Genomic DNA, 19,607 nt, shown 5'->3' with positions numbered 1-19,607 from the left:
TCCGATAGCGTGATGCTTAGCTGTATCGCAAAGCATCAGCATAACGGTTTTTGAAGCAGGCTATTCATTTCCCCACTGATTGAGGAAGTTCGCAATATCATCAATGCGCCCCGCACGGATCCCGGCCTCAGCGGCCATCACCTGCTGGGCTTCCTCGCTAATCTCCTCGTTATTCGATAAACGGGTAAGCAGCAGCTGGAAATAATGTGCCAGCGCGTCGAGCTCTGACTCAGCGACGGACTCTGCGGCTTCCGTCGCGTACTCATCGGCAATGTCATAATATTTCAGTGGGATATCGTTGTTCATAACTGTCTCGTCGCTAACCTGTAAGGGTGAAGCCATCAGTATATCGGACGCCTTATCTCAACCAAAGCATTGCTTCAGATGAGCAACGCAAGCAGCGCCGCGAGAGCGGGTACGGCCTGTACATACAAAATTTTCCGGCTGGCGGTGGCTGCGCCAAAGAGCCCGGCGATCAGCACGCAGGCCAGGAAGAAGATGGCCACCTGAATACCCTTTTCGCCGAGCCAGAGGCTCCAGAGCAGACCTGCCGCCAGAAAACCGTTATACAGCCCCTGATTCGCGGCCAGTACGCGGGTATCGCGCGCAAAATCAGGACGCAGATTAAAGGCCTTGTGCCCTGTTTTGGTATTCCACAGGAACATTTCCAGCACAAGAATGTAGAGATGGATGAGTGCAACGACAGCGATAAGAATAGTAGCTAGCATCGTGTTGTCTCCCGCAGGCAGAGGCAAAAAAAACGGGAACCCTCAGGCCCCCGCTCTTGTTTAACCCAGAAACTGGATTACATGTTCGCGATAATCGCGTCGCCAAACTCTGAACATTTCAGCAGCTTAGCGCCTTCCATCAGACGTTCGAAATCGTAAGTTACGGTTTTCGCGTTAATCGCACCTTCCATACCTTTAACGATCAGGTCTGCGGCTTCGAACCATTCCATATGACGCAGCATCATCTCTGCAGACAGGATGATAGAGCCTGGGTTCACTTTGTCCTGACCCGCGTATTTTGGTGCAGTACCGTGTGTCGCTTCGAACAGGGCGCATTCATCACCGATGTTCGCGCCAGGGGCGATACCGATACCGCCAACCTGCGCTGCCAGGGCGTCAGAAATGTAGTCACCGTTCAGGTTCATACAGGCAATCACGTCGTATTCTGCAGGACGCAGCAGGATCTGCTGCAGGAACGCATCGGCGATCACATCTTTAATGACGATCTCTTTGCCGGTGTTCGGGTTTTTGATCTTCTGCCATGGGCCGCCGTCGATCAGCTCACCGCCGAACTCTTCTTTCGCCAACTGGTAGCCCCAGTCTTTGAACGCGCCTTCGGTGAACTTCATGATGTTGCCTTTGTGAACCAGGGTCACAGAGTCGCGGTCGTTGGTGATAGCGTATTCAATCGCCGCACGCACAAGACGCTTGGTCCCTTCTTCGGAACATGGCTTGATGCCGATACCACAATGCTCAGGGAAGCGAATTTTCTTCACGCCCATCTCTTCGCGCAGGAATTTAATCACTTTTTCTGCGTCAGCAGAGTCCGCTTTCCATTCGATACCCGCGTAGATGTCTTCTGAGTTTTCGCGGAAGATAACCATATCGGTCAGTTCAGGGTGCTTAACCGGGCTTGGGGTGCCCTGATAGTAACGAACCGGACGCAGACACACGTACAGGTCCAGCTCCTGACGCAGTGCCACGTTCAGGGAACGGATACCGCCGCCAACTGGCGTCGTCAGTGGGCCTTTAATAGCAACGCGGTAGTCGCGGATCAGGTCCAGCGTTTCTGCTGGCAGCCAGACGTCCTGGCCATAAACTTGAGTAGATTTCTCACCGGTGTAAATTTCCATCCAGGAAATTTTACGCTCGCCTTTGTAGGCTTTCTCAACAGCGGCATCAACCACTTTCAGCATCGCCGGGGTAACGTCTACACCGATTCCGTCACCTTCAATGAACGGGATAATCGGATTGTGAGGAACGTTAATCTTGCCGTTTTGCAGGGTGATCTTTTTACCTTCCGCCGGAACAACTACTTTGCTTTCCATTAACCTCTCCTTCGAGCGCTTCTGGTTGTTACTGATCTTATGTTAATAAATTGTAATGAGCCCTTCGATAGTACCTGATTGTCCTGCGCCATGAAAGGTCTTCGTTCTTAGGCTATAATGCGGCAATTGATAACGCCTGAAAATACCATGAAGAAAACTTCTTTTACAAAACACCGGGTTGAGCGATTCAGCTCACGACAAGCCGCCAGAAGACCGCAAGAAACCCAGCCAAAGCGGGTTATTTTGTTCAATAAACCCTACGATGTTTTGCCGCAGTTTACCGATGAAGCCGGGCGCAGCACGCTGAAGGATTTTATTCCCGTTCAGGGCGTCTACGCAGCCGGGCGTCTGGACCGCGACAGCGAAGGCCTGCTGGTCTTAACCAACGACGGCGCGCTGCAGGCGAGGCTCACGCAGCCGGGCAAACGCACCGGCAAAATTTACTTCGTCCAGGTCGAAGGCGAGCCGGACGAACAAACGCTGGAAAAATTGCGTAAAGGCGTCACGCTGAACGACGGCCCAACCCTGCCCGCAGGTATTGAACGCGTGAATGAACCGGAGTGGCTGTGGCCGCGCAATCCGCCGATCCGTGAACGCAAATCCATCCCGACAAGCTGGCTCAAAATCACCCTTTATGAAGGCCGCAACCGTCAGGTTCGCCGCATGACCGCACACGTCGGCTTCCCTACCCTGCGTCTGATTCGCTACGCCATGGGCAGCTACACGCTGGAAACGCTGGCAAACGGCGAATGGCGCGACGTCACCCCTTAAGGAGTAACTATGTTTAAACCTCATGTTACGGTTGCCTGCGTGGTCCACGCCCGGGGTAAATTCCTGGTTGTCGAAGAGATCATTAACGGCAAAGCGCTGTGGAACCAGCCTGCCGGGCACCTTGAAGCCAATGAGACCCTGCTGCAGGCAGCGAAACGCGAGCTGTGGGAAGAGACCGGTATTCACGCTGAACCCCAGCACTTCATCCGTATGCACCAGTGGATTGCGCCCGACAGCACCCCATTCCTGCGCTTTTTATTCGCCGTTGAGCTTAGCGAAACGTGCGCCACTGAGCCGCAGGATGACGATATCGACCGCTGTCTGTGGGTCACCGCCGACGAGATCCTGAACGCGCCAAACCTGCGCTCCCCGCTGGTTGCGGAAAGCATTCGCTGCTGGCAGTCAGGCGCACGCCTGCCGCTGGATGTCATCGGCGCATTTAACTGGCCGTTTACAGAGGGTGCCAATGGTGGGGGGGCGTGATAGAATACGCCGCCTTGAAGTTCAATGTCGTGAGTATTCCATGTCAGATAACAGCCAGAAAAAAGTGATCGTCGGCATGTCCGGCGGTGTCGATTCCTCCGTTTCCGCCTACCTGTTACAGCAACAGGGCTATAAGGTGGAGGGACTGTTCATGAAGAACTGGGAGGAAGATGACGGCGAGGAATACTGCACTGCCGCAGCGGATCTTGCCGACGCACAGGCCGTATGCGATAAGCTCGGCATTGAACTGCACACCGTTAACTTTGCCGCAGAATACTGGGACAACGTTTTTGAACTGTTCCTGGAAGAGTACAAAGCGGGCCGCACGCCGAACCCGGATATTCTGTGCAACAAAGAGATCAAATTTAAGGCCTTCCTGGAATTCGCCGCGGAAGATTTGGGCGCTGACTACATCGCGACCGGCCACTACGTGCGTCGTGCAGACGTGAATGGTAAAAGCCAGCTGCTGCGCGGTCTGGACGGCAACAAAGATCAAAGCTATTTCCTCTATACGCTGAGCCACGAGCAGATCGCCCAGAGCCTGTTCCCGGTCGGCGAGCTGGAAAAGCCGCAGGTGCGTAAAATCGCCGAAGAGCTGGACCTGATCACCGCGAAGAAAAAAGACTCTACCGGCATCTGCTTCATCGGCGAGCGTAAATTCCGCGATTTCCTGGGGCGCTACCTGCCCGCACAGCCGGGTAAGATCGTCACCGTCGACGGGGAAGAGATTGGCCAGCACCAGGGGCTGATGTACCACACCTTAGGCCAGCGTAAAGGCCTGGGTATCGGCGGGACGAAAGAAGGTAGCGAAGATCCGTGGTACGTGGTCGACAAAGATGTCGAAAACAATATTCTGGTTGTTGCTCAGGGGCACGACCATCCGCGTCTGATGTCCGTTGGCCTGATCGCGCAACAGCTGCACTGGGTCGATCGTGAGCCGCTGAAAGGCACGCTGCGCTGCACGGTGAAAACACGCTACCGTCAGACCGATATTCCTTGCACCGTTACCGCGCTCGATGACGATCGCATTGACGTGCGCTTCGACGAGCCGGTTGCCGCCGTCACCCCAGGTCAGTCTGCTGTCTTCTACAGCGGTGAGATCTGCCTGGGCGGCGGGATCATTGAACAGCGCCTGCCGCTGCCTGCTGTTTAATACGATTGCACACATAAAGGAGACCGTGTGGCGAAGAACTATTATGACATCACCCTGGCGCTGGCGGGAATTTGCCAGTCAGCCCGTCTGGTGCAACAGCTCGCGCATCAGGGTCATTGCGACGCTGATGCCCTGCACGTTTCACTGAACAGCGTTATCGATCTTAACCCCGGCTCGACCCTGGGCGTGTTCGGCGGCAGTGAAACCAATCTTCGTCTCGGTCTTGAAACCCTGCTTGGCGTACTTAACGCCAGCAGCCGTCAGGGGTTAAATGCAGAGCTGACCCGCTACACGTTGAGCCTGATGGTGCTGGAGCGTAAGCTGAGCGCAGCAAAAGGCGCGCTTAATACCCTGGGCGATCGCATTGCCAGGCTACAGCGTCAGCTCGATCATTTTGACCTGCAGTCCGAAACGCTGCTCAGCGCGATGGCCGGCATTTATGTTGACGTCATCAGCCCGCTGGGCCCGCGTATTCAGGTCACCGGGTCCCCTGCCGTGCTGCAAAGCCCGCAGGTACAGGCAAAAGTGCGCGCGTCTCTGCTGGCAGGTATCCGCGCCGCCGTGCTGTGGCACCAGGTCGGTGGTGGCCGCCTGCAGTTAATGTTTTCTCGTAATCGCCTGACCACTCAGGCAAAACAAATTCTTGCTCATTGTTAACCTCCCGGAGTTGCGAATTATGGAATTATCCTCACTGACCGCCGTATCCCCTGTCGATGGACGCTACGGCGATAAAGTCAGCGCGCTGCGCGGGATCTTCAGCGAATATGGTTTGCTGAAGTTCCGTGTTCAGGTTGAAGTACGCTGGCTGCAAAAGCTGGCCGCCCAGGCAGCAATCAAGGAAGTTCCTGCTTTTGACGAAAAGGCAAACGATTACCTTGATAAAATCGTTGCTGAGTTTAGCGAACAAGACGCCGCGCGCATTAAAACCATTGAACGCACTACCAACCACGACGTGAAGGCGGTTGAGTACTTCCTGAAAGAGAAAGTGGAAAGCGTCCCTGCGCTGCACGCCGTGTCTGAGTTCATTCACTTCGCCTGTACCTCTGAAGACATCAACAACCTGTCCCATGCGCTGATGCTCTCCACCGCGCGCAAAGAGGTGGTGCTGCCTTACTGGCGTAAAATCATCGACGCAGTAAAAGCGCTGTCCGTGGAATACCGCGACATTCCGCTGCTCTCCCGTACTCACGGCCAGCCAGCCACCCCGTCCACGATGGGTAAAGAGATGGCCAACGTCGCGTACCGTATGGAGCGCCAGTATCGTCAGCTGGAACAGGTTGAAATTCTTGGCAAAATCAACGGCGCGGTCGGTAACTATAACGCCCACATCGCCGCTTACCCGGAAGTGGACTGGCACCAGTTCAGCGAAGAGTTCGTGACCTCTCTGGGCATTCAGTGGAACCCGTACACCACCCAGATTGAGCCGCACGACTATATCGCCGAGCTGTTTGACTGCATCGCGCGCTTCAACACCATCCTGATCGACTTCGATCGTGACGTGTGGGGCTACATCGCCCTGAACCACTTCAAACAGAAAACCATCGCGGGTGAAATCGGCTCTTCCACCATGCCGCACAAAGTAAACCCAATCGACTTCGAAAACTCCGAAGGCAACCTGGGCCTGGCGAATGCCGTGCTGCAGCATATGGCGAGCAAACTGCCGGTATCCCGCTGGCAGCGCGACCTGACCGACTCCACCGTATTGCGTAACCTGGGCGTGGGCATCGGCTACGCGCTGATCGCGTATCAGTCCACCCTGAAAGGCGTAAGCAAACTGGAAGTAAACCGTGACCGTCTGCTGGACGAGCTGGATCACAACTGGGAAGTGCTGGCGGAGCCGATTCAGACCGTGATGCGTCGTTACGGTATCGAAAAACCGTATGAGAAGCTGAAAGAGCTGACCCGTGGCAAACGCGTTGACGCCGAAGGCATGAAGCAGTTTATCGACGGCCTGGCGCTGCCGGAAGAAGAGAAAACGCGCCTGAAGGCGATGACCCCGGCGAACTACATTGGCCGCGCCATCACCATGGTTGACGAGCTGAAGTAACGCCCCTCTCCCCCTTTTCGCCCGAAAAGGGGGATGCTTTTCCCCGGTTTACTCAATGTTTATCCCCAAAACAACATAATCAGCGTTAAACTATTCATACCAATTATTTAGGGAGAAGAGATGATGCGCGTACTGGTTGTTGAGGATAACGCATTGCTACGTCATCACCTGAAGGTTCAGCTTCAGGAGATGGGACATCAGGTGGACGATGCTGAAGACGCAAAAGAAGCCGATTATTATCTCAATGAACACCTGCCGGATATCGCCATTGTCGATTTAGGGCTGCCTGACGAAGACGGTCTGTCGTTGATTCGCCGCTGGCGCAGCCACGATGTCTCCCTACCGGTTCTGGTTCTGACCGCCCGTGAAGGCTGGCAGGATAAGGTCGAAGTGCTGAGCGCGGGTGCGGATGATTACGTCACCAAGCCGTTTCATATTGAAGAGGTGGCGGCGCGCATGCAGGCGCTGTTACGCCGCAATAGCGGGCTGGCCTCACAGGTTATTTCCATCCCGCCTTTCCAGGTCGATCTTTCCCGTCGGGAGTTAGCGATCAATGATGAAGTGATCAAGCTTACCGCCTTCGAATACACCATTATGGAAACGCTGATCCGTAACAACGGCAAAGTGGTAAGCAAAGATTCCTTAATGCTCCAGCTTTACCCTGATGCGGAACTGCGCGAGAGCCATACCATTGACGTGCTGATGGGGCGTTTGCGCAAGAAAATTCAGGCGCAGTACCCGCAGGATGTGATCACCACCGTCCGTGGTCAGGGCTACCTGTTCGAATTACGCTAAATGAGAGTGATTTTGCGCCACATTCTGCCCCTCTCCCTGAGGGTTCGTTTCTTACTGGCAACGGCCGCCGTCGTGCTGGTGCTGTCACTCTCCTACGGCATGGTCGCCCTGGTGGGCTATAGCGTCAGCTTTGATAAAACAACCTTTCGGCTGCTGCGTGGCGAAAGCAATCTTTTTTATACCCTGGCGAAGTGGGAAAACAATCAAATCACCGTCGAAATGCCGGAAAACCTCAACCAGCAGAGTCCAACGCTGGCCCTGATTTATGACGAAAAGGGCAAGCTACTGTGGGCGCAGCGTGACATCCCATGGCTGGTCAAAAGCATTCGTCCGGACTGGCTCAGAACCAACGGGTTTCATGAAATTGAAGCCGATCTCAACACCACCAGCTCGCTGATCCGTGAAGATCGCTCCCTGCAGCAAAAGCTGAACGAGATCCGCGCCGACAATGCCGAAACGGAGATGACGCATTCCGTCGCGATTAACCTCTATCCGGCGACGCTAAACATGCCGCAGCTGACCATTGTGGTGATCGACACCATTCCGGTCGAGCTTAAGCGTTCTTATATGGTCTGGAGCTGGTTCATCTATGTTCTGGCTGCGAATCTCCTGCTGGTGATCCCGCTGCTGTGGGTGGCGGCATGGTGGAGCTTGCGCCCCATTGAATCACTGGCGAAAGAGGTTCGCGAGCTGGAGGAACATCATCGCGAGAAGCTGAACCCGGAAACCACGCGCGAGCTCACCAGCCTGGTGCGAAACCTCAACCGCCTGCTGAAAAGCGAACGCGAACGCTATGATAAATACCGTACGACGCTTACCGACCTGACCCACAGCCTGAAAACCCCGCTCGCGGTCATGCAAAGTACCCTCCGTTCAATGCGCAGTTCGAAGCTGAGCGTCGACGATGCTGAGCCGGTGATGCTGGAACAGATCAGCCGTATTTCACAGCAAATTGGCTATTACCTGCATCGCGCCAGCATGCGTTCCGGCAGCGCGCTGCTGAGCCGCGAGCTGCACCCGGTTGCCCCGCTTCTGGATAACCTCACGTCCGCCCTCAACAAGGTGTATCAGCGTAAAGGGGTGAATATCAGCCTCGATATCTCGCCAGAGATAAGCTTTGTGGGTGAAAAAAATGACTTCATGGAAGTGATGGGTAACCTGCTGGATAACGCCTGCAAATACTGCCTGGAGTTCGTGGAAGTATCTGCGCGCCAGACGGAAACCGAGCTGCATATTATCGTTGAGGATGATGGCCCGGGGATCCCGCGCAATAAGCGTGACGTGGTGTTCGATCGCGGGCAGCGCGCCGATACGTTACGTCCAGGACAGGGGGTAGGATTAGCCGTCGCGCGCGAGATTGTCGACCAGTACGACGGGAAAATCGAAACCAGCGAGAGCCTGCTGGGCGGCGCCAGAATGGAGGTCATTTTTGGTCGCCAGCAGCCCACATCGAACGATAGTTAACCCGTTATGTGAAAAATGCGAGGATCTCGCAGCCGGGGGGCTGAGCTTCCGTTATAATCCGAGTCAGTAAGAGCCTGCGGAATAAAAAAATTATGGATTATCACTTAACGCTTAACTGGCCCGAGTTTATTGAACGTTACTGGCAAAAACGCCCGGTGGTTCTGAAACGCGGGTTCAGCAATTTTGTCGACCCCATCTCGCCTGACGAGCTGGCCGGTCTGGCCATGGAAAACGAAGTCGACAGCCGTCTGGTCAGCCACCAGGACGGGAAATGGCAGGTTAGCCACGGTCCTTTCGAAAGCTACGATCACCTCGGTGAAAACAACTGGTCTCTGCTGGTGCAGGCGGTCAACCACTGGCACGAGCCAACTGCCGCCTTAATGCGTCCGTTCCGCGCCCTGCCCGACTGGCGCATGGACGATCTGATGATCTCCTTCTCCGTGCCTGGCGGCGGCGTGGGTCCACATCTGGACCAGTACGACGTATTCATCATTCAGGGTACGGGCCGCCGCCGCTGGCGCGTGGGCGAAAAAGTACCTATGAAGCAGCACTGCCCGCATCCGGACCTGCTGCAGGTTGATCCGTTTGAAGGGATTATCGACGAAGAGCTGGAGCCGGGCGATATTCTCTACATTCCGCCTGGATTCCCTCACGAGGGTTACTCCCTGGAAAACTCCCTCAACTACTCCGTGGGGTTCCGCGCGCCAAGCGGCCGCGAGATGATCAGCGGATTTGCCGACTACGTTCTGCAACGCGAGCTGGGCAGCTATCGTTACAGCGACCCCGATGTGCCTGCACGCGAGCATCCGGCCGATATCCTGCCCGCAGAGCTGGATAAGCTGCGCGGCATGATGCTGGATTTGATCAACGAACCGGAACATTTCCGTCAGTGGTTTGGCGAGTTTATCAGCCAGTCTCGTCATGAGTTGGACGTTGCGCCACCGGAGCCGCCTTATCAGGCTGACGAGATTTATGATGCGCTCCAGCAGGGCGACAAGCTGGTACGTCTGGGCGGGTTGCGCGTGCTGCGCATTGGCGAGGAGGTATTCGTCAACGGCGAGAAGCTGGACTCTCCGCACCGTCCAGCGCTCGATTCCATTGCCAGCCATCTGGTGCTGACTGCCGATACCTTTGGCGATGCGCTGGAAGACCCGTCTTTCCTCGCAATGCTGGCCGCATTGGTTAACAGCGGGTACTGGTTCTTTGAGGACTGAGTCGCCTTAATGCCCGGTGGCGCTTCGCCACCGGGCTTTTCTTACCGCTTCGCGGTCAACTCCGCTATCCGCACTATCACCTTCACCGCTTTTTCCATTCCTTCCAGCGTCACAAACTCATGCTTGCCATGGTAGTTGTAGCCACCGGTAAACAGGTTCGGGCACGGTAGCCCCATGAATGACAGCTGAGAGCCGTCGGTGCCGCCGCGAATCGGTTTTAATGTCGGTTCAATATCGCAGTCGCGCATCGCCTGCTGGGCGATATCGAGAATATGCGGATGCGCCATCACCTTCTCGCGCATATTGTAATAGCTGTCTTCGATGATGAGCTCAATGTAGCAGTCGGGATGCAGGCCCTTACCCACCTTCTTGGCGATCTCCATCATATTACGCTTGCGTGCCTCAAAGGCTTTACGGTCGAAATCGCGGATGATGTAGTGCATCTGCGCGCTGTCCACGGTGCCTTTGATGCTGGTCAGGTGATAGAAACCTTCATACCCCTCGGTCTGTTCGGGGCTCTCTTCCGCCGGGACTTCCGCATGAATTCGCGACGCCAGCGAAAGCGCGTTCACCATGACGCCTTTCGCCGAACCGGGGTGAACGTTGTTGCCGACAATTTTGATCGTGACGGACGCGGCATTGAAGTTTTCATATTCCAGCTCACCGACGCCGCCACCGTCGACGGTGTAGGCCCACTGGGCGTTAAAGGCGTCCACGTCGAAGTGCTTCGCGCCCTTGCCGACCTCTTCATCCGGCGTAAAGGCCACGCGGATGTCGCCGTGCGGAATATCTTTGCCCTTCAGCACCGCCAGCGCCGTCATGATTTCCGCGATCCCCGCTTTGTCATCCGCCCCCAGCAGGGTTTTCCCGTCGGTGGTGATCAGCGTCTGGCCCAGCAGCTGATGCAGCACCGGGAACATCACGGGCGAGAGCACTTCGTCGCCAATGCCCAGCGCAATGTCGCCGCCGCGGTAATTTTCCACAATCTGCGGGTTCACATTTTTACCGCTAAAATCAGGAGAGGTGTCGACATGGGAGATAAAGCCAATCGCCGGAATGTCACCCGGGACATTCGCCGGCAGCGTTGCCATCACAGTGCCTTTTTCGCTTAACGTGACGTTGACCAGCCCCATGGCGTCAAGCTGCTCTTTCAGCAGGTTTAATAACTTCCACTGGCCTTCGGTGCTCGGCACCTGGCGAACACCCGGTTTAGATTGGGTATCCAGCGAAACGTACTGTAAAAAACGCTCAAGTAATTTATCCATGCAGTCACCCTCACTTTTTGTGACAACATTATCAATAAGCATCAAAACGCAAATATTGCGTCAGGTCACTTTTATCCCGCAAACGAGAATATTTTCCGTTTATATCGTTATGCGTTAGTAAATGTAGCTTATAAATCAGTGACAAGGATTGGCGATTACCGGGGATTGCCGTAGAATGTCCGCCCTCATTACGAGTCACCAAGGTGGTTACACACAAACCCCGCTTCAGTCTGCTGCCTGAGGCGTCTATATGGGACAGCGCAAAAATTGAATACACAAACCCGTTCACCGCTGGTGAAACTGGAACGAATTCGTAAAAGTTTTGATGGCAAAGACGTTATTTCCGACCTCACTCTCACCATCAATGACGGTGAGTTTCTGACGCTGCTTGGCCCCTCCGGCTGCGGCAAAACAACCGTACTGCGCCTTATCGCCGGGCTGGAAAGCGTCGATAACGGCCATATCCATCTTGAGAACCAGGACATCACCCGGGTTCCCGCCGAAGATCGCCACGTCAATACCGTCTTTCAGAGCTACGCCCTGTTCCCGCACATGACCGTGTTTGAAAACGTGGCGTTTGGCCTGCGGATGCAAAAAACGCCGGCGCATGAGATCGAACCGCGCGTCACCGACGCCCTGCGCATGGTGCAGCTTGAGACGTTTGCCCAGCGTAAACCCCATCAGCTTTCCGGCGGCCAGCAGCAGCGCGTGGCCATCGCCCGCGCCGTGGTCAACAAGCCGCGTCTGCTCCTGCTGGATGAATCCCTCTCCGCGCTGGATTACAAGCTACGCAAGCAGATGCAGAACGAGCTAAAAGCCCTGCAGCGCAAGCTCGGCATTACCTTTGTCTTCGTTACCCACGATCAGGAAGAGGCCCTGACCATGTCCGACCGCATCGTGGTGATGCGCGACGGCAAAATCGAGCAGGACGGCACGCCGCGCGAAATCTACGAAGAGCCGAAGAATCTTTTTGTCGCCAGCTTCATTGGCGAGATCAATATCTTCGACGCCACGGTGATTGAGCGTCTGGACGACCAGCGCGTGCGAGCCAGCGTCGAAGGACGCGAGTGCAATATCACGGTGAATTTCCCCGTCGAAAAGGGACAAAAGCTCAACGTTCTGCTGCGCCCGGAAGATCTGCGCGTCGATGAAATTCACGGCAATACCGAGGCCGAAGGGTTAATCGGCTATATCCGCGAGCGCAACTACAAAGGGATGACCCTGGAGTCTGTCGTCGAGCTGGAGAACGGTAAAATGGTGATGGTCAGCGAGTTCTTTAACGAGGACGACCCTGACTTCGACCACTCGCTCGACCAGAAAATGGTTGTCAACTGGGTAGAAAGCTGGGAGGTTGTGCTGGCTGATGAAGAACACAAGTAAGTTCCAGAATGTGGTGATTGCCACGATCGTCGGTTGGCTTGTGTTGTTTGTCTTTTTACCCAACCTGATGATCGTTGCCACCAGCTTCCTGACCCGCGACGACGCTAACTTCGTTTCGCTGGTCTTTACGCTGGATAACTACGCGCGCCTGCTCGATCCGCTCTATTTTGACGTGCTGCTGCACTCGCTCAATATGGCGCTAATTGCCACCGTTGCCTGCCTGGTGCTCGGGTATCCTTTCGCATGGTTCCTCGCGGGCCTGCCGCAAAAGGTGCGGCCCCTGCTGCTGTTTTTACTGATTGTTCCATTCTGGACCAACTCGTTAATCCGCATCTACGGGCTGAAAATCTTCCTCAGCACCAAAGGCTACCTCAATGAGTTTCTACTGTGGCTGGGGGTGATTGATACGCCGATCCGCATCATGTTTACCCCGAGCGCGGTCATTATCGGCCTGGTCTATATCCTGCTGCCGTTTATGGTGATGCCGCTCTACTCCAGCATAGAGAAGCTGGATAAACCGCTGCTGGAAGCGGCAAGAGATCTGGGTGCCAACAAGCTCCAGACCTTTACCCGCATTATCATCCCGTTGACCATGCCCGGCATTATCGCGGGCTGTTTGCTGGTAATGCTTCCGGCCATGGGTCTGTTCTACGTTTCTGACCTGATGGGTGGCGCGAAAAACCTGCTGATTGGGAATGTGATCAAGAGTCAGTTCCTGAACATTCGCGACTGGCCGTTCGGGTCCGCCACCAGCATCACGCTGACGGTGGTGATGGGTCTGATGCTGCTGGTCTACTGGCGCGCTTCACGGCTGCTGAACAAGAAGGTGGAACTCGAATGATCGGTCGACTGCTTCGCGGCGGTTTTATGACCGCCATTTACGCTTACCTGTATATCCCGATCGTTATTTTGATCGTGAACTCGTTTAACAGCTCACGCTTCGGGATTAACTGGCAGGGCTTTACCACTAGCTGGTACAGCCTGCTGATGAACAACGACAGCCTGCTGCAGGCCGCTCAGCACTCCCTGACTATGGCGATCTTCTCCGCCACCTTTGCCACGCTAATTGGTTCTCTGACCGCCGTGGCGCTCTACCGCTACCGCTTTCGCGGTAAACCGTTCGTCAGCGGCATGCTGTTTGTGGTGATGATGTCGCCGGATATCGTGATGGCGATTTCGCTGCTGGTGCTGTTTATGCTGCTGGGCGTACAGCTTGGCTTCTGGTCGCTGCTGTTTTCCCATATCACCTTCTGCCTGCCGTTTGTGGTGGTGACCGTCTTTGCGCGCCTGAAAGGGTTCGACGTGCGCATGCTGGAGGCGGCGAAAGATCTGGGCGCCAGCGAGATGACAATCCTGCGCAAAATCATCCTGCCGCTGGCGATGCCCGCCGTGGCGGCCGGATGGCTGCTGAGCTTTACCCTGTCGATGGATGACGTGGTGGTCTCCTCCTTCGTGACCGGGCCGAGCTATGAAATTCTGCCGTTGAAAATCTATTCGATGGTGAAAGTCGGCGTTTCACCCGAGGTGAACGCGCTGGCGACCATTCTGCTGGTATTTTCGCTGGTTCTGGTGATCGCCAGCCAGGTTATTGCTCGTGATAAAACAAAATCTCAGGGGACAATGAAATGAAAAAAATGCTCGCCGCTGCGGCGCTGGTGCTCGGCATGGGTGCCGCGCACGCTGATGACAGCAAAACGCTCTACTTCTACAACTGGACCGAGTACGTGCCGCCGGGCCTGCTGGAACAGTTCACAAAGGAGACGGGCATCAAGGTGATCTACTCGACCTACGAGTCGAATGAAACCATGTACGCCAAGCTGAAAACTTACAAAGATGGCGCGTACGATCTGGTGGTTCCTTCCACCTACTTTGTCGACAAAATGCGCAAAGAGGGCATGATCCAGAAGATCGACAAAACGAAGCTTACCCATTTTTCAAACCTCGATCCTGAGATGCTCAACAAGCCGTTCGACCCGAATAACGACTACTCCATTCCGTATATCTGGGGGGCAACCGCGATTGGCGTTAACAGCGAGGCCGTCGAACCGAAATCGGTGACAAGCTGGGCCGATCTGTGGAAACCGGAATACAAGGGCAGCCTGCTGTTGACCGACGACGCGCGCGAAGTGTTCCAGGTGGCACTGCGCAAGCTGGGCTACTCGGGCAATACGACGGCTCCTAAAGAGATTGAAGCGGCGTATGCCGAGCTGAAAAAGCTGATGCCTAACGTGGCGGCATTCAACTCTGATAACCCGGCAAACCCGTATATGGAAGGCGAAGTAAATCTGGGGATGGTCTGGAACGGCTCCGCGTATGTTGCCCGTCAGGCCGGTACGCCGCTTGAGGTGGTCTGGCCGAAAGAAGGTGGGATTTTCTGGATGGACAGCCTGTCTATTCCGGCCAATGCGAAAAACGTTGAAGGGGCGCATAAGCTGATTAACTTCCTGCTGCGCCCGGACGTGGCGAAACAGGTTGCCGAGACGATTGGCTACCCGACGCCAAACCTCGCCGCACGCAAGCTGCTGAAGCCTGAGGTAGCTAACGATAAATCGCTCTATCCGGATGCCGAAACCATCAGCAAAGGTGAATGGCAGAACGATGTTGGTGACGCCAGCCGCCTCTACGAAGAGTATTACCAGAAATTAAAAGCGGGCCGGTAACGGTATCGCGTTCTTCCTCACGCCGCCCGTACGGCGTGAGGAAGGATTAACTGACCGCATTCTGCCCTGCCCAGATTGTCGCCTTTCTCATCGCCTCAACCACATCCTCATCCGACAGACCCAGCGCCTGACGAACCCGGGTCGCTTCGTCCCACTGCTGCTGTTCATAGTAACGGCAAAGGTTAATCATATCGGCTAACCGTCCTTCCTGATGACAAAGCGCGTTGCTCACGCTCTGCGGGACCGCAATTTGCTTCATCAACTCTGCCATCGGCAGCTCAAGGAGGGTATCCAGAAGAGAAAACAGGCCGCACATGAACGCATTTTCAGCCAGAATCGGTTCGTTCATCGTCTCTGCGATCAGCTCGCAGAACTTGCCGCGCATCATGCTCAGCGGATAAAGCTCGCTGACGGTATCATTGCCCGCACTGGCGAGGACCACGACGGCAACAAACCGTCGGAGCTGATTTTCGCCAAGATACCTGAGCACCTCGCTCAGGGTTAACTTGCTGAAATTACAGGCGCCGACATGCTTAAACGCCGTATGCTTCATATAGCGCATGATTTTATAAGAGAGCGTGAGATCGGTTTTTATCAACGACTCGATAATTCGAAAATCAGGCTTATTGCGTCCGACCTCCATTTGCAGTCGAAAAATCGCCAGCTGATTTTGCGACAGCCGTTTATATTTAATGACCTCCGGGCGGCAGAAAAAATAGCCCTGAAAAAGGGAAAACCCTTCGTCCCTGTATTGGTTGAATTCCTCTTTAGTCTCAATTTTTTCAGCGAGATATTTAATATGACCGGTCAGATGTTTACGCGTTTTCAGATACTGTTTAATTTGCGCTAAGGTGTAATTTCTGACGTCAAATTTCAGTATTGAAATATAGGGTAAAAAAGCATCCCATTCTGGTGCAAGGGTGAAATCATCAAGCGCAAACTGATAACCATGCGCATTCATCTCCCTGACGGCCTGCAGCAGTTCCGCTCCCGGCACAGCATCTTCAAGGATCTCAATGACCACGCTCTCTTTATCCAGCGCTTCTCCACTGCGGTCTATGACCATTCGCGAAGGGAAATTAATAAACGACGTATGAGCCCCGGCGATGCGCTGGGACGGCACGCATAAAAACTGATCGGATATCATTCTGGAGGTGGCATATTCCGCCGACACATCCGGAAAACGGTTTGTCATCCCGTCTCTGAAGAGCAGCTCATAGGCCACCGTCTTCATCTCAGGGTTAAAAATGGGTTGTCGCGCAATAAATCCGTACATATCCCATCCTCCTTTACCACTTAATATTTATTAGCATCCTCTTTCTACACGATGATAACGAGCATTATCGAGCGCTATTTTGATTGAATGCACAAAATAAAAGCATCCACACTAATTAACGGGATTAAATATTCTGGAATTTAAATTAAATATATCCGGCGCTCTACAGAAAGAGGATGAAATATCCGATAAGTACTGTGTGCCTGCCCGACATGCACAACATTACGGGAGATGAGAATGAAAGACGCCATGGTCCGAAAACAAAAAATAAGAGTCAAGACGTTGATGCTATTGTCCATTTTCCTCACCGTGACGGTGGGCTTTACGGCAACGATCGGGTTTATGATGTGGCAGTGGATGGCGCAGCAGGAGGTGCTGGCCAAAAAACATATCCGCCAGATAGCCGAGGTACAGGCTTTACAGGTCAGCAAACAGCTGGATTCCGCCCTGACTGCCGCCCGGGATATGGGCAACAGCGCCCTGGCACTGCGCGAGGCGGGCGTATCCGACCGCCAGAGCCTGAACCAGCTGCTTATCCACTACCTCTCGGCTCACCCACAGTTTCTCTCCATGTCGATGGCCTTTGAGCCCAACGCGTTCGACGATAAAGATGCCGCCTTTGCCGGTCAGAGCGGTGAAGATCCTGCCGGACGCTACGCCCGCTACGTCGACCGCGATGCCACCGGCAAACCGGCATTACACCTGCTGACTGACATCGAAACACCCGGCAGCGGTGATTATTATTTGCTGCCGAAACAGCGGCATAAAGATGTGATCATCGAGCCCTATATTTACCCCTACAACGGCGTGGACGTGATGCTCACCTCGATTGCCGCACCCATCATGCGTGACGGACAGTTTCTGGGTTCGGTCACCTCTGACTTCTCCCTCGCCACGCTGCAGTCCACGATCGGCGCGATTAAACCGTGGAACGGCACAGGCTACGCCCTGCTCCTCTCAGCGGGTAATAACGTGGTGTCCAGCCCGGACAAACAGGCGGCAGGCAAGCCATACGCGGGTCAGATTGCCGGTCATGACGTCACCCGGGTAAACGATCCGCTGCTGATGGAAGAGGTGTTCATCACCTGGCAGGACATCGCCGTCGGTAACAGCCAGACGCCGTGGAAGCTGGCCATTATTACTCCGGTTAGCGAAGTGATGGCCGAAGCGCGGGCATTTTTACTGAAAGCCATCATCATGATGATGTTAAGCATCGTTGCGGTCAGCCTGGTGATGGCCCAGATCTTTACCCGCAAGGTTGACCGTCCGGTTGGAGGGGAACCTTCGGAGGCCGCCGGGATCGCCCTGGCCGTTGCCCGGGGAGAGCTGAACAACACCATCCCGGTTCGTTCCGGGGATACCCACAGCATTTTTTATGCCCTGCACACCATGCAGACGCAGCTCAAGCGCATCGTCGACAACATCAGCGAAGCCAGCCACTCCGTGCACGGCGGCACCAGCGAAATTTCGGCGGGCAACCTTGACCTCGCCTCACGTACCGAAGAACAGGCGGCGGCGATTGTTGAAACAGCAGCCAGCATGGAAGAGATTTCGGTCACGGTTAAAAATAATGCCGACAACGCCCACAAGGCGACCACGCTGACCGATCGCGCCGCGAGCCTCGCCGGGCATGGCGAAACGCTGGTAAACGACGTGGTGATGGTGATCGGAGAGATTGACGAGAGCGCGCGAAAGATCGGTGAGATTAACAGCATCGTCGACGGCATCGCCTTCCAGACCAATATTCTGGCGCTGAATGCGGCCGTTGAAGCGGCGCGCGCGGGCGAACAGGGTCGCGGTTTCGCAGTTGTCGCAGGTGAAGTGCGCAACCTTGCCCAGCGAAGCGCTAACGCGGCTAAAGAAATTTCCCAGCTGATTGCCGAGTCCTCAGGCCGCGTCAGCAAAGGCGTTGAGCTGGTCAATGAAACCGGCGTAATGATGAAACAGGTGATTGAGGCGGTGTCGCACGTGCATCTGGTCATCAACGACATTGTTCAGGCGCTGGACGAGCAGAACCGCGGGATAAGCCAGGTCAGTACCGCCGTTAACCAGATGGACAGCACCACCCAGCAGAACGCCTCTCTGGTTCAGCAGATCTCCGCTGCGGCGCTCTCGCTGGATGAGCAGGCTAAATCTCTCGAGAAGACGCTGGCGTTCTTCCATTCATAAATAAAAAGGCACCCGCTGGACGGGTGCCTTTTCAGGCGATTGCCGTTACAGCCCTTTCAGCAGCTTGTCGACAAACTCCGGGACGACCGTGCTTGCCAGGCCATAGTGTTTCTCTTCAAACTCGCTGCCTACCTGGCTTGGCTCAAGGTTGAGCTCTACCGTATGCGCACCGTGCAGTCGCGCTTCGTGGACAAACCCTGCCGCAGGGTAAACGTGGCCGGATGTTCCGATGGCGATAAACACGTCGGCCATCGCCAGCGCGCTGTAGATCTCATCCATTCCCAGCGGCATTTCGCCAAACCAGACCACGTGAGGACGCAGGCGCGACGGGAACTGGCAGCAGTGGCACTTATCCTCTGGCAGCACGTCCTCTTTCCAGTCCAGCACCTGACCGCTCCATGCGCAGCGAACCTTGAGCAGCTCGCCGTGCATGTGGATGATGTTCTTGTTACCGGCCCGTTCGTGGAGGTTGTCGATATTCTGCGTCACCAGCAGAAAACGATCGCCCAGCGCCTCTTCCAGCTTCGCCAGCGCCAGATGCGCCGCATTCGGCGCGACGTCAGGCTGCTGAAGCTGACGACGGCGTGCGTTGTAAAATGCCTGCACGAGATCCGGGTCACGGGCAAAGCCTTCCGGCGTGGCGACATCCTCCACGCGGTGCTCTTCCCACAGTCCGTCCGCCGCGCGGAAGGTTCGAATTCCTGACTCGGCCGAGATCCCCGCTCCGGTCAGCACCACCACTCTGGGTTTATCCATCGCTTCTGGCATCATTCTGTCTCTGAAAAAGATCCGCTGGCGCAAGCGCTCACGCAAGCGGCGTTTGTTTTTGCGAAAACGGCTGAGTCGACCCTGGCGACGCGACAGCATAGAAACC

19 protein-coding genes are annotated in these 19,607 nt (G+C 55.2%); 13 read left to right on the top strand and 6 right to left on the bottom strand.

Going from position 1 to position 19,607, the window contains the following annotated elements; genetic code table 11:
- Positions 1-60 precede the first annotated feature (60 nt).
- The 3 genes from ACW9E7_RS07090 to icd all read right to left on the bottom strand — a co-directional run bounded on the left by ACW9E7_RS07090 (position 61) and on the right by icd (position 2,056).
- Positions 61-306: a DUF2543 family protein gene (locus ACW9E7_RS07090; RefSeq protein ID WP_458727476.1), complete on the bottom strand. Its 246-nt coding sequence runs from the start codon at positions 304-306 to the stop codon at positions 61-63.
- Positions 307-380: 74 nt separating this feature from the next.
- Complete coding sequence (locus ACW9E7_RS07085) at positions 381-728, bottom strand: DUF1304 domain-containing protein (RefSeq protein ID WP_115874783.1); 348 nt, start codon at positions 726-728, stop codon at positions 381-383.
- 77 nt (positions 729-805) lie between these two features.
- Positions 806-2,056, bottom strand: a complete 1,251-nt coding sequence (icd, locus tag ACW9E7_RS07080; RefSeq protein WP_023292761.1) for an NADP-dependent isocitrate dehydrogenase — start codon at positions 2,054-2,056, stop codon at positions 806-808.
- 117 nt (positions 2,057-2,173) lie between these two features.
- Between icd and rluE the strand changes: the two genes are divergently transcribed.
- The 8 genes from rluE to ACW9E7_RS07040 all read left to right on the top strand — a co-directional run bounded on the left by rluE (position 2,174) and on the right by ACW9E7_RS07040 (position 9,983).
- A complete protein-coding gene (rluE, locus tag ACW9E7_RS07075) occupies positions 2,174-2,827 on the top strand; it encodes a 23S rRNA pseudouridine(2457) synthase RluE (protein ID WP_458727475.1) in 654 nt (217 codons plus the stop codon).
- Positions 2,828-2,836: 9 nt separating this feature from the next.
- Entirely contained in the window at positions 2,837-3,310 is a 474-nt protein-coding gene (locus ACW9E7_RS07070; RefSeq protein WP_458727474.1) for an NUDIX hydrolase, read from the top strand.
- 40 nt (positions 3,311-3,350) lie between these two features.
- A complete protein-coding gene (mnmA, locus tag ACW9E7_RS07065; protein WP_021241033.1) occupies positions 3,351-4,463 on the top strand; it encodes a tRNA 2-thiouridine(34) synthase MnmA in 1,113 nt (370 codons plus the stop codon).
- Between the two features lie 27 nt (positions 4,464-4,490).
- Positions 4,491-5,120 carry a high frequency lysogenization protein HflD gene (gene hflD / locus ACW9E7_RS07060; protein WP_458727473.1) on the top strand — a complete coding sequence of 210 codons (630 nt, stop codon included), beginning with the start codon at positions 4,491-4,493 and terminating at the stop codon, positions 5,118-5,120.
- A gap of 19 nt (positions 5,121-5,139) precedes the next feature.
- Entirely contained in the window at positions 5,140-6,510 is a 1,371-nt protein-coding gene (purB, locus tag ACW9E7_RS07055; protein ID WP_008500757.1) for an adenylosuccinate lyase, read from the top strand.
- A 123-nt stretch (positions 6,511-6,633) separates the two neighbouring features.
- Positions 6,634-7,305 (top strand): two-component system response regulator PhoP, encoded by a 672-nt coding sequence (phoP, locus tag ACW9E7_RS07050; RefSeq protein WP_028019015.1) that lies wholly within the window; start codon positions 6,634-6,636, stop codon positions 7,303-7,305.
- Positions 7,306-8,769 (top strand): two-component system sensor histidine kinase PhoQ, encoded by a 1,464-nt coding sequence (gene phoQ / locus ACW9E7_RS07045; RefSeq protein WP_274242666.1) that lies wholly within the window; start codon positions 7,306-7,308, stop codon positions 8,767-8,769.
- A 92-nt stretch (positions 8,770-8,861) separates the two neighbouring features.
- Positions 8,862-9,983, top strand: coding sequence for a ribosomal protein uL16 3-hydroxylase (locus ACW9E7_RS07040; protein WP_115874750.1), 1,122 nt, complete (start codon positions 8,862-8,864; stop codon positions 9,981-9,983).
- Between the two features lie 41 nt (positions 9,984-10,024).
- Here ACW9E7_RS07040 and pepT read toward each other — a convergent pair whose 3' ends face one another.
- The gene (gene pepT, locus ACW9E7_RS07035; protein WP_458727472.1) at positions 10,025-11,248 is read right to left on the bottom strand and encodes a peptidase T; all 1,224 of its coding nucleotides are present in this window, start codon (positions 11,246-11,248) and stop codon (positions 10,025-10,027) included.
- Between the two features lie 237 nt (positions 11,249-11,485).
- Here pepT and potA point away from each other — a divergent pair, with 237 nt between their 5' ends.
- Genes potA through potD form a run of 4 tightly spaced genes read left to right on the top strand, consistent with a single transcriptional unit; the run spans position 11,486 to position 15,288 of the window.
- Positions 11,486-12,628, top strand: coding sequence for a spermidine/putrescine ABC transporter ATP-binding protein PotA (potA, locus tag ACW9E7_RS07030; protein ID WP_458728374.1), 1,143 nt, complete (start codon positions 11,486-11,488; stop codon positions 12,626-12,628).
- Positions 12,612-13,469 (top strand): spermidine/putrescine ABC transporter permease PotB, encoded by an 858-nt coding sequence (gene potB / locus ACW9E7_RS07025; protein ID WP_271367667.1) that lies wholly within the window; start codon positions 12,612-12,614, stop codon positions 13,467-13,469. The genes potA and potB overlap by 17 nt, the downstream gene beginning before the upstream one ends.
- Positions 13,466-14,257 carry a spermidine/putrescine ABC transporter permease PotC gene (gene potC, locus ACW9E7_RS07020; protein ID WP_033145228.1) on the top strand — a complete coding sequence of 264 codons (792 nt, stop codon included), beginning with the start codon at positions 13,466-13,468 and terminating at the stop codon, positions 14,255-14,257. The genes potB and potC overlap by 4 nt, the downstream gene beginning before the upstream one ends.
- Positions 14,254-15,288, top strand: coding sequence for a spermidine/putrescine ABC transporter substrate-binding protein PotD (gene potD, locus ACW9E7_RS07015; protein WP_458727471.1), 1,035 nt, complete (start codon positions 14,254-14,256; stop codon positions 15,286-15,288). Before potC ends, potD begins: the two co-directional genes overlap by 4 nt.
- Positions 15,289-15,334: 46 nt before the next feature.
- Here potD and ACW9E7_RS07010 read toward each other — a convergent pair whose 3' ends face one another.
- Complete coding sequence (locus tag ACW9E7_RS07010; RefSeq protein WP_458727470.1) at positions 15,335-16,564, bottom strand: EAL and HDOD domain-containing protein; 1,230 nt, start codon at positions 16,562-16,564, stop codon at positions 15,335-15,337.
- A gap of 237 nt (positions 16,565-16,801) precedes the next feature.
- Here ACW9E7_RS07010 and ACW9E7_RS07005 point away from each other — a divergent pair, with 237 nt between their 5' ends.
- The gene (locus tag ACW9E7_RS07005; protein ID WP_115874746.1) at positions 16,802-18,733 is read left to right on the top strand and encodes a methyl-accepting chemotaxis protein; all 1,932 of its coding nucleotides are present in this window, start codon (positions 16,802-16,804) and stop codon (positions 18,731-18,733) included.
- Between the two features lie 45 nt (positions 18,734-18,778).
- Here ACW9E7_RS07005 and cobB read toward each other — a convergent pair whose 3' ends face one another.
- On the bottom strand, positions 18,779-19,600 hold the full coding sequence (gene cobB / locus ACW9E7_RS07000; protein ID WP_021240739.1) for a Sir2 family NAD+-dependent deacetylase: 822 nt from the start codon (positions 19,598-19,600) through the stop codon (positions 18,779-18,781).
- Positions 19,601-19,607: the final 7 nt, after the last annotated feature.

It is taken from the genome of Enterobacter sp. H2G27, from assembly GCF_054403075.1.
The sequence above is the reverse complement of the archived record's forward strand: the minus strand, read 5'-3'. Positions and strand labels throughout refer to the sequence as shown.

Excerpts from the sequence above, each read along its gene's own strand:
- ACW9E7_RS07090 (WP_458727476.1), bottom strand. The coding sequence starts at position 306 with ATGAACAACGATATCCCACTGAAATATTATGACATTGCCGATGAGTAC.
- ACW9E7_RS07085 (WP_115874783.1), bottom strand. The coding sequence starts at position 728 with ATGCTAGCTACTATTCTTATCGCTGTCGTTGCACTCATCCATCTCTAC.
- icd (WP_023292761.1), bottom strand. The coding sequence starts at position 2,056 with ATGGAAAGCAAAGTAGTTGTTCCGGCGGAAGGTAAAAAGATCACCCTG.
- rluE (WP_458727475.1), top strand. The coding sequence starts at position 2,174 with ATGCGGCAATTGATAACGCCTGAAAATACCATGAAGAAAACTTCTTTT.
- ACW9E7_RS07070 (WP_458727474.1), top strand. The coding sequence starts at position 2,837 with ATGTTTAAACCTCATGTTACGGTTGCCTGCGTGGTCCACGCCCGGGGT.
- mnmA (WP_021241033.1), top strand. The coding sequence starts at position 3,351 with ATGTCAGATAACAGCCAGAAAAAAGTGATCGTCGGCATGTCCGGCGGT.
- purB (WP_008500757.1), top strand. The coding sequence starts at position 5,140 with ATGGAATTATCCTCACTGACCGCCGTATCCCCTGTCGATGGACGCTAC.
- phoP (WP_028019015.1), top strand. The coding sequence starts at position 6,634 with ATGCGCGTACTGGTTGTTGAGGATAACGCATTGCTACGTCATCACCTG.
- phoQ (WP_274242666.1), top strand. The coding sequence starts at position 7,306 with ATGAGAGTGATTTTGCGCCACATTCTGCCCCTCTCCCTGAGGGTTCGT.
- ACW9E7_RS07040 (WP_115874750.1), top strand. The coding sequence starts at position 8,862 with ATGGATTATCACTTAACGCTTAACTGGCCCGAGTTTATTGAACGTTAC.
- pepT (WP_458727472.1), bottom strand. The coding sequence starts at position 11,248 with ATGGATAAATTACTTGAGCGTTTTTTACAGTACGTTTCGCTGGATACC.
- potB (WP_271367667.1), top strand. The coding sequence starts at position 12,612 with ATGAAGAACACAAGTAAGTTCCAGAATGTGGTGATTGCCACGATCGTC.
- potC (WP_033145228.1), top strand. The coding sequence starts at position 13,466 with ATGATCGGTCGACTGCTTCGCGGCGGTTTTATGACCGCCATTTACGCT.
- potD (WP_458727471.1), top strand. The coding sequence starts at position 14,254 with ATGAAAAAAATGCTCGCCGCTGCGGCGCTGGTGCTCGGCATGGGTGCC.
- ACW9E7_RS07010 (WP_458727470.1), bottom strand. The coding sequence starts at position 16,564 with ATGTACGGATTTATTGCGCGACAACCCATTTTTAACCCTGAGATGAAG.
- ACW9E7_RS07005 (WP_115874746.1), top strand. The coding sequence starts at position 16,802 with ATGAAAGACGCCATGGTCCGAAAACAAAAAATAAGAGTCAAGACGTTG.
- cobB (WP_021240739.1), bottom strand. The coding sequence starts at position 19,600 with ATGCTGTCGCGTCGCCAGGGTCGACTCAGCCGTTTTCGCAAAAACAAA.